Annotated in this window: 1 protein-coding gene and 2 pseudogenes (2 of these 3 running past the window's edge); all 3 read right to left on the bottom strand. The window is 38.3% G+C overall.

The genetic code is table 11. From position 1 onward, the window contains the following. Positions 1-198, bottom strand: a pseudogene (locus COV43_00925) (hypothetical protein) (it extends 48 nt beyond the left edge of the window). Then, the gene (locus COV43_00930) at positions 199-1,200 is read right to left on the bottom strand and encodes a hypothetical protein (GenBank protein PIR26689.1); all 1,002 of its coding nucleotides are present in this window, start codon (positions 1,198-1,200) and stop codon (positions 199-201) included. Next, a pseudogene (locus COV43_00935) lies at positions 1,197-1,218 on the bottom strand (hypothetical protein); it runs 530 nt beyond the window's last position. Before COV43_00935 ends, COV43_00930 begins: the two are co-directional and overlap by 4 nt.

A 1,218-nucleotide genomic window follows, 5' to 3' on the forward strand; every position in this document is an offset into this window, starting at 1 on the left:
ATCACCCAAAAAATTACTTGGTTTTGTGCCTAAAGAAGGTAATTGAGATTGGGCGGGTAACTGAAAAGCCGATAAATCCCGCTTCCCCAACGCTTGTCCAGCGAAACCTTGAGCCCATAAACCTGCGGAATAAAATAGAACAAGCACAAAAAAGAAACCCGAAAACACTTTACGCATTTTGTTACCTTTCCTTACCATTTAAAAATTTTCCCGATAGCTTCTGTACCATTCAACTACTTTTTGCAAACCTTCATCTATATTAATTTTCGGCTTCCATTGAACACGACGTTTAATTTTTTCTATGTCTGCAAATGTTTCTAACACATCTCCGTCTTGAAGTGGTTTGAAACGTATCTCAGCTTTTTTTCCAGTGGCCACTTCAAGCGCAGCGATAAAATCCATAAGCGCAACTGGTTTATTATTTCCGATGTTGTACACTTGAAATGGAGCTTCACTTTCAGATGGCGAATCATTCTTAGCTTCATTTTTTTTCGGAACACAGCAAATCAATTTTGCAATCGCGTCTACTACATCATCAACAAAAGTAAAATCTCTTTTCATGTTTCCGTCATTATACACATCAATAGGCTCACCATTTAAAATAGCCTTTATAAATTTGTAATACGCCATATCGGGTCTTCCCCAAGGCCCATAAACAGTGAAGAAGCGAAGACCCGTTGTGTGAAGCTGGTAAAGATGAGAATAGGTATGCGCCATCAATTCATTTGCACGCTTTGTGGCGCCATAAAGAGAAACGGGATGATCAACTGCATCAGTTTCCGAAAAAGGTTGCTTTGTATTTGCACCATACACAGAACTTGAGCTTGCATAAACAAGATGTGGCGTTTTTGCATGGCGGCAGGCTTCAAGTATGTTGAGAAAAGCAACAATATTTGCATCAACATATTTTTCAGGATGATCAATGCTGTAACGAACACCAGCTTGAGCAGCCAAATGCAAAACGCAGTCAAAATTCCCATCAGAGAAAATATTTTTTACAGCATCTTTTTCAGAGAGTTCAACTTTTTTGAAAAAAAAGTGTGGATATTTTTTCAACCCTTGCAGTCGAGCTTTCTTTAAAGTTACATCGTAATAATCGTTGAGATTATCTACTCCAAATACTTCATGGCCTTCATCTAAAAATCTTTTAGCAACGTGAAAACCAATAAAACCAGCGCTTCCAGTGAGTAAAATTCTCATGAATTCACTCCCAAGCGG

The sequence above is a fragment of the Deltaproteobacteria bacterium CG11_big_fil_rev_8_21_14_0_20_42_23 genome (genome assembly GCA_002796345.1).
GTDB lineage: Bacteria > UBA10199 > UBA10199 > 2-02-FULL-44-16 > 2-02-FULL-44-16 > 1-14-0-20-42-23.